Here is an 8170-nt window from a genome sequence, read left to right as displayed (position 1 = left end):
TCAAAGAGTCTGCTTTTAAAATTTTTTTAGTTTTGAGTTATTTTCTTGGGGCGGGGGCGGGCCCGCCCCCCCCCCCCCCGCCACATCTGAACCGACAGCCCCATCGACAAGATTTCCTCCTTTCGGAGAAACACCATGAAAGACTTGCTCAACCTCTTCAACCAGCAGCGTCAGACGCTGGACTTCGACGCGATCAAGATCGCGCTGGCCTCGCCGGACCTGATCCGTTCGTGGTCCTTCGGCGAAGTGAAGAAGCCGGAAACCATCAACTACCGTACCTTCAAGCCGGAACGTGACGGCCTGTTCTGCGCCGCTATCTTCGGACCGGTCAAGGACTACGAGTGCCTGTGCGGCAAGTACAAGCGCATGAAGCACCGCGGCGTGGTCTGCGAAAAGTGCGGCACCGAAGTCACCCTGGCCAAGGTGCGCCGCGAGCGCATGGGTCACATCGATCTGGCCTCGCCGGTCGCGCACATCTGGTTCCTCAAGTCGCTGCCGTCGCGCATCGGCCTGATGCTGGACATGACCCTGCGTGACATCGAGCGCGTGCTGTACTTCGAAGCCTACGTGGTGACCGAGCCGGGCCTGACCGCCCTGGAGCGCCGCCAGCTGCTGACCGAAGAACAGTACCTGCAGGCACGCCAGGAACACGGCGACGACTTCGATGCCGCCATGGGCGCCGAGGCCGTGTACGAACTGCTGCGCACGATCGACCTGCAGTCGGAAATGACCCGCCTGCGCGAAGAAATCGCCAGCACCGGTTCGGAAACCAAGCTCAAGCGACTGACCAAGCGCATCAAGCTGGTCGAGGCCTTCCTCGAGTCGGGCAACCGTCCGGAGTGGATGGTCATGACCGTGCTGCCGGTGCTGCCGCCGGACCTGCGTCCGCTGGTGCCGCTGGACGGTGGCCGCTTCGCGACCTCCGACCTGAACGATCTGTACCGCCGCGTCATCAACCGTAACAACCGCCTGCGCCGCCTGCTCGAGCTGAACGCGCCGGACATCATCGTGCGCAATGAAAAGCGCATGCTGCAGGAATCGGTCGATGCGCTGCTGGACAACGGCCGTCGCGGCCGTGCCATCACCGGCACCAACAAGCGCCCGCTGAAGTCGCTGGCCGACATGATCAAGGGCAAGCAGGGTCGCTTCCGTCAGAACCTGCTGGGCAAGCGCGTCGACTACTCGGGCCGTTCGGTCATCGTGGTCGGTCCGTACCTGCGCCTGCACCAGTGCGGCCTGCCGAAGAAGATGGCGCTTGAGCTGTTCAAGCCGTTCGTGTTCGCCAAGCTGCAGCGTCGTGGCCTGGCCACCACCATCAAGGCCGCCAAGAAGCTGGTCGAGCGCGAAGAAGCCGAAGTCTGGGACATCCTGGAAGAGGTCATCCGCGAACATCCGGTGATGCTGAACCGTGCGCCGACCCTGCACCGTCTGGGCATCCAGGCGTTCGAGCCGGTCCTGATCGAAGGCAAGGCCATCCAGCTGCACCCGCTGGTCTGCACCGCGTTCAACGCCGACTTCGACGGTGACCAGATGGCCGTCCACGTGCCGCTCTCGCTGGAAGCCCAGCTGGAAGCGCGTGCGCTGATGATGTCCACCAACAACATCCTGTCGCCGGCCAACGGCGAGCCGATCATCGTGCCGTCGCAGGACGTCGTGCTGGGTCTGTACTACATGACCCGCTCGCTGGTGAACAAGAAGGGCGAGGGCATGGCCTTCGCCAACATCGCCGAAGTCAAGCGCGCCTACGACAACCGCGTGGTGGAACTGCACGCACGCGTCAAGGTCCGCATCACCGAAGTGGTGACCGACGAGGAAGGCAACAAGCAGAACAAGACCTCGATCGTGGACACCACGATCGGTCGCGCCCTGCTGGCTGAAATCCTGCCGGAAGGCCTGCCGTTCGCGCTGGCCAACACCGAGCTGACCAAGAAGAACATCAGCCGCCTGATCAACTCCAGCTACCGTCAGCTGGGCTTGAAGGACACGGTCGTGTTCGCCGATAAGCTGATGTACACCGGCTTTGCCTACGCAACCCGCGCTGGCGTGTCGATCGGCATCGACGACATGCTGATCCCGGACGAGAAGCGCGGCATCCTCACCGAGGCCGAAGCTGAAGTGCTGGAAATCCAGGAGCAGTACCAGTCGGGCCTGGTCACCGCCGGCGAGCGCTACAACAAGGTGGTCGACATCTGGTCGCGCACCAACGAACGCATCGCCAAGGCGATGATGGACACCATCGGTACCGAGAAGGTGGTCAACGCCGAAGGCGAGACCATCGACCAGAAGTCGATGAACTCGCTGTACATCATGGCCGACTCCGGTGCCCGTGGTTCGCAGGCGCAGATCCGTCAGCTGGCCGGTATGCGCGGCCTGATGGCGCGTCCGGATGGCTCGATCATCGAAACGCCCATCAAGGCGAACTTCCGTGAAGGCCTGAACGTGCAGGAGTACTTCAACTCCACCCACGGTGCCCGTAAGGGTCTGGCCGATACCGCGCTGAAGACGGCGAACTCGGGTTACCTGACCCGTCGTCTGGTCGACGTGGCGCAGGACGTGGTCATCACCGAGGTGGATTGCGGTACCACCGAAGGCCTGACCATGACCCCGATCGTGGAAGGCGGCGACGTCGTGGAGCCGTTGAAGGACCGCGTGCTGGGTCGTGTCGTGGCCGAGGACGTGTTCCTGCCGGGCAACGACGAAGATCCGATCGTGACCCGCAACACGCTGCTCGACGAGCAGTGGGTGGCCAAGCTGGAAGATGCGTCGGTGCAGTCGGTCAAGGTCCGTTCGACCATCAGCTGCGCCTCGCCGTTCGGCGTCTGCGCACACTGCTACGGTCGCGATCTGGCCCGTGGCCACATCGTCAACATCGGTGAAGCGGTCGGCGTCATCGCCGCACAGTCGATCGGTGAGCCGGGTACCCAGCTGACCATGCGTACGTTCCACATCGGTGGTGCGGCATCGCGAGCTGCGGCGGTGGACAACATCACCGTCAAGACCACCGGTTCGGTGAAGTTCAACAATCTGAAGTCGGTCGAGCACGCCAGCGGTTCGCTGGTGGCGGTCTCGCGTTCGGGCGAAATGTCGGTGCTCGATGCCCACGGCCGTGAGCGTGAGCGTTACAAGCTGCCGTACGGCGCGACCATCACGTCCAAGGACGGCGATGCGGTCAAGGCTGGCCAGACCGTGGCCAACTGGGACCCGCATAACCACCCGATCGTGTCGGAAGTGGCTGGTTTCATCCGCTTCATCGACTTCATCGACGGCGTCACCGTCATCGAGAAGACCGACGAACTGACCGGCCTGGCATCGCGTGAAATCACCGATCCGAAGCGTCGTGGTTCGCAGGCGAAGGACCTGCGCCCGATCGTGCGCATCGTGGACAAGAACGGCAACGATCTGACCATCCCGAACACGGATCTGCCGGCGCAGTACCTGCTGCCGCCGCGCTCGATCGTCAACCTGCAGGACGGCGCCGCCGTCGGCGTGGGTGACGTGGTCGCCAAGATCCCGCAGGAAGCGTCCAAGACCCGCGACATCACCGGTGGTCTGCCGCGCGTGGCCGATCTGTTCGAAGCACGCAAGCCGAAGGATCCGGCGATCCTGGCCGAGCGTTCGGGCATCATCAGCTTCGGCAAGGACACCAAGGGCAAGCAGCGCCTGATCATCAAGGACACCGATGGTTCGGAACACGAAGAGCTGATCCCGAAGTACCGTCAGGTGATCGTGTTCGAAGGCGAGCACGTGACCAAGGGCGAAACCATCGTGGACGGCGAGCCGAGCCCGCAGGACATCCTGCGTCTGCTGGGTGTCGAACCGCTGGCGGCCTACCTGGTCAAGGAAATCCAGGACGTGTACCGCCTGCAGGGCGTGAAGATCAACGACAAGCACATCGAGGTGATCACCCGCCAGATGCTGCGCAAGGTCGAGATCACCGATCAGGGCACCAGCAAGTTCCTGAATGGCGAGCAGGCCGAGCGCCAGCGCGTCATCGAGGAAAATGCCCGCCTGGCCACCCGCAACGAGCTGCCGGCCCGTTTCGATCCGGTCCTGCTGGGTATCACCAAGGCATCGCTGGCGACCGAATCGTTCATCTCGGCGGCGTCGTTCCAGGAAACCACCCGCGTGCTGACCGAAGCGGCCGTTCGCGGCACCTCGGACAACCTGCGCGGCCTGAAGGAAAACGTCATCGTCGGCCGTCTGATCCCGGCCGGTACCGGCCTGGCGTACCACGCCAACCGTCGTCGCAACGCCTCCGGGCTGACCGACTCGGAAATGCAGACCCTGTCCGGCAGCGCGCCGGCCGTGGCTGAGGTGGCCCCGGTGGCCGCCGTGGCGGTGGAATCGACCGAAGCTGAACAGGCTCCGGGCAGCGACGAGTAATACGCAGGCCCGGCTTCGGCCGGGCCCGCGGCAGGGCGGGGCGTCGACTCCGGTCGATGGCCCTCCCGGCAAATCAGCAGGCATCGGCCACTGGTCGTCTGCCTGCCGATGAGGTAGGATGCCCGCCGGTCTTTCAACGGACCGGCTTGACAACCTGAACGGGGGGCATGGAAAAGGCTCCCCTGTAACGGCCCGGGATCAGGGCTGGCTTGGCGCGTGCGCATTTGACTGCGTTTTCGCCGGGTTGCTACAATCGTCTGTCTCAGCAGGCCGGTCTTTCGCCTGCTCGCACATTTCCGCATTCATGGCCAGTCTTTTCATTGGCCTCTCTCAGAAGAACATACTGATGGCGACGATCAATCAGCTTGTCCGCAAGCCGCGGCAGGCAACCACTTATAAGAGTGCCTCCCCGGCTCTCGATAAGTGCCCCCAGCGCCGTGGTGTCTGCACGCGCGTGTACACCACCACTCCGAAGAAGCCGAACTCGGCGCTTCGCAAGGTTGCCAAGGTTCGCCTGACCAACCAGGAAGAAGTGATTAGCTACATCGGCGGCGAAGGCCACAACCTGCAGGAGCACTCCGTGGTCCTCATCCGTGGCGGTCGCGTCAAGGATCTGCCGGGTGTGCGTTACCACACCGTGCGTGGCTCGCTGGACGCCTCCGGCGTTGCCAAGCGTCGCCAGGGCCGTTCCAAGTACGGCGCCAAGCGTCCGAAGAGCTAAGGGAAAGTACACATGTCTCGTAAAGGTAATACGCCGCAGCGCTCTGTCCTGCCGGATCCGAAGCACGGAAGTGAAACCATCGCTCGTTTCATCAATATGGTGATGCTGAGCGGCAAGAAGTCGGTCGCTGAAAAGATCGTCTACGGTGCCATGGACGTGATCGGCGAAAAGAACCCGAATTCCGTCGAGCTGGTTCAGAAGGCTCTGGAAAACGTGGCTCCGTCGGTCGAAGTCAAGTCCCGCCGTGTCGGTGGTGCTACGTACCAGGTGCCGGTCGAAGTGCGTTCGTCGCGCAAGATGGCCCTGGCCATGCGTTGGCTGATCGACTCGGCTCGTAAGCGTGGTGAAAACACCATGCCGAAGAAGCTGGCTGCCGAACTGCTGGACGCCTCGGAAAATCGTGGTGGCGCCATCAAGAAGCGCGAAGAAACCCACCGCATGGCCGAAGCCAACAAGGCCTTCGCGCACTACCGCTGGTGAGTTTGACGGCCTTGCAAAACAGGCACGGCAGCACCATCTAGGTGCTGCCCCGCGGCACCTGGGGTGCCGCGCCAATCCGAAGGCCGCCGAAAGGCGGCGTTCGGCCATCCGAATTCCAAGAAATTGAGAGGCTCCCGTGGCCCGCACCACTCCCATCGAGCGTTACCGCAATTTCGGCATCATGGCCCACATCGATGCCGGCAAGACCACCACGTCCGAGCGCATCCTGTTCTACACCGGCAAGAGCCACAAGATCGGTGAAGTGCACGACGGCGCTGCCACCATGGACTGGATGGAGCAGGAGCAGGAGCGTGGCATCACGATCCAGTCCGCTGCCACCACCGCGTTCTGGAAGGGCATGGACAAGTCCCTGCCGGAGCATCGCTTCAACATCATCGACACCCCCGGACACGTCGACTTCACCATCGAAGTGGAGCGCTCGCTGCGCGTGCTCGACGGTGCGGTGTTCGTGCTGTGCGCCGTCGGTGGCGTGCAGCCGCAGTCGGAAACCGTGTGGCGTCAGGCCAACCGGTACAAGGTGCCGCGCATTGCCTTCGTCAACAAGATGGACCGCACCGGTGCCAACTTCACCAAGGTCGTTGGCCAGCTGAAGGCCAAGCTCGGCGCCACCGCCGTGCCGATGCAGCTGCCGATCGGCGCTGAAGACGGCTTCAAGGGTGTGGTCGATCTGATCAAGATGAAGGCCATCCATTGGGATGAAGCCTCGCAGGGCATGAAGTTCGAGTACCTGGAGATCCCGGCTGACATGCAGGCGGAGGCCGAAGAGGCCCGTACCTACATGATCGAAGCCGCGGCTGAAGCCAGCGAAGAGCTGATGGAAAAGTACCTGGGCGGCGAAGAGCTGACCGAGGCCGAAATCGTCGAAGCCCTGCGCGTGCGCACCCTGGCCACCGACATCGTGCCGATGTACTGCGGCTCGGCGTTCAAGAACAAGGGCGTGCAGGCCATGCTGGACGGCGTGGTGCAGCTGCTGCCGTCGCCGATCGACGTGCCGGACGTGACCGGTACCGACGTGGACGACGAAACCATTGCGCTGAGCCGCAAGTCCGATGACAAGGCGCCGTTCTCGGCGCTGGCCTTCAAGATCATCACCGATCCGTTCGTCGGCGCGCTGACCTTCTTCCGTGTCTACTCGGGCACCCTGAACGCCGGCGACCAGCTGCTGAACTCGGTCAAGGGCAAGAAGGAGCGCATCGGCCGCATCCTGCAGATGCATTCCAACGATCGCGAAGAGATCAAGGAAGTGCTGGCCGGTGACATCGCCGCTGCGGTGGGTCTGAAGGACACCACCACCGGTGACACCCTGTGCTCGCAGGACCACCCGATCATCCTGGAGCGCATGGTGTTCCCGGAGCCGGTCATCTCGATGGCCGTCGAACCGAAGACCAAGTCCGACCAGGAAAAGATGGGTCTGGCCCTCGGCCGTCTGGCCCAGGAAGATCCGTCGTTCCGCGTCAAGACCGACGAAGAATCCGGCCAGACCATCATCTCGGGCATGGGCGAGCTGCACCTGGACATCATCGTGGATCGCATGAAGCGCGAGTTCAACGTTGAAGCCAACGTCGGCAAGCCGCAGGTTGCGTACCGCGAAACCATCCAGATGGCCGACGTCAAGTCGGACTACAAGCACGCCAAGCAGTCCGGTGGTAAGGGTCAGTACGGTCACGTCGTGATCGAGCTGTCGCCGATCACCGCTGAAGACCGTGCCGACCCGAAGATCGGTCCGATGATCAAGGACGACTTCCTGTTCATCAACGACATCACCGGTGGCGTGATTCCGAAGGAATTCATTCCGTCGATCGAAAAGGGCCTGCGCGAAACCATCACCAGCGGTCCGCTGGCTGGCTTCCCGGTCGTTGACGTCAAGGTGAAGCTGGTGTTCGGCTCGTACCATGACGTCGACTCCTCGGAAATGGCGTTCAAGCTGGCCTCCTCGATGGCCTTCAAGCAGGGCTTCCAGAAGGCCAAGCCGGTCCTGCTGGAGCCGATCATGAAGGTCGAGATCGTGACCCCGGAGGATTACCAGGGTGACGTGATGGGCGACGTCAGCCGTCGTCGTGGCGTGCTGCAGGGTTCGAGCACCACCGGTGACGGTTCGGCCAGCATCATCAACGCGATGATCCCGCTGGGTGAAATGTTCGGTTACGCCACCTCGCTGCGTTCGCAGACCCAGGGTCGCGCAACGTTCACGATGGAGTTCGACCACTACGAGCCGGCGCCGAACAACATCGCCGAAACCGTGATCAAGAAGTCCTGAGCGTAAGCTCAGGACTCCACCTCATTCTTTTCTGATATCCAAGGTATACAACAATGGCAAAGGGTAAGTTCGAGCGCACCAAGCCGCACGTCAACGTCGGCACCATCGGTCACGTCGATCACGGCAAGACCACGCTGACCGCTGCACTGACCAAGATCGGTGCCGAGCGCTTCGGCGGCGAGTTCAAGGATTACTCCTCGATCGACGCCGCGCCGGAAGAAAAGGCACGTGGCATCACGATCTCGACCGCACACGTCGAATACGAATCCACCGAACGTCATTACGCCCACGTCGATTGCCCGGGCCAT

The 8170-nt window shown here is 62.6% G+C and carries 5 protein-coding genes; all 5 read left to right on the top strand.

The annotated features are described in order from the left end of the window. Positions 1 to 135: 135 nt before the first annotated feature. The gene (gene rpoC / locus ABE546_RS18475; protein WP_088434181.1) at positions 136 to 4383 is read left to right on the top strand and encodes a DNA-directed RNA polymerase subunit beta'; all 4248 of its coding nucleotides are present in this window, start codon (positions 136 to 138) and stop codon (positions 4381 to 4383) included. A 346-nt stretch (positions 4384 to 4729) separates the two neighbouring features. Next, complete coding sequence (gene rpsL / locus ABE546_RS18470) at positions 4730 to 5104, top strand: 30S ribosomal protein S12 (protein WP_017356008.1); 375 nt, start codon at positions 4730 to 4732, stop codon at positions 5102 to 5104. 12 nt (positions 5105 to 5116) lie between these two features. Then, entirely contained in the window at positions 5117 to 5584 is a 468-nt protein-coding gene (gene rpsG, locus ABE546_RS18465) for a 30S ribosomal protein S7 (RefSeq protein WP_019186122.1), read from the top strand. A gap of 136 nt (positions 5585 to 5720) precedes the next feature. Further along, positions 5721 to 7862 carry an elongation factor G gene (gene fusA / locus ABE546_RS18460; RefSeq protein WP_121044654.1) on the top strand — a complete coding sequence of 714 codons (2142 nt, stop codon included), beginning with the start codon at positions 5721 to 5723 and terminating at the stop codon, positions 7860 to 7862. 53 nt (positions 7863 to 7915) lie between these two features. Then, the coding region (locus ABE546_RS18455) for a GTP-binding protein (RefSeq protein WP_346464516.1) at positions 7916 to 8170 on the top strand (255 nt) is incomplete at its 3' end.

It is taken from the genome of Stenotrophomonas sp. TWI377 (genome assembly GCF_039674525.1).
Lineage (GTDB): Bacteria > Pseudomonadota > Gammaproteobacteria > Xanthomonadales > Xanthomonadaceae > Stenotrophomonas.
The sequence above is the reverse complement of the archived record's forward strand: the minus strand, read 5'-3'. Positions and strand labels throughout refer to the sequence as shown.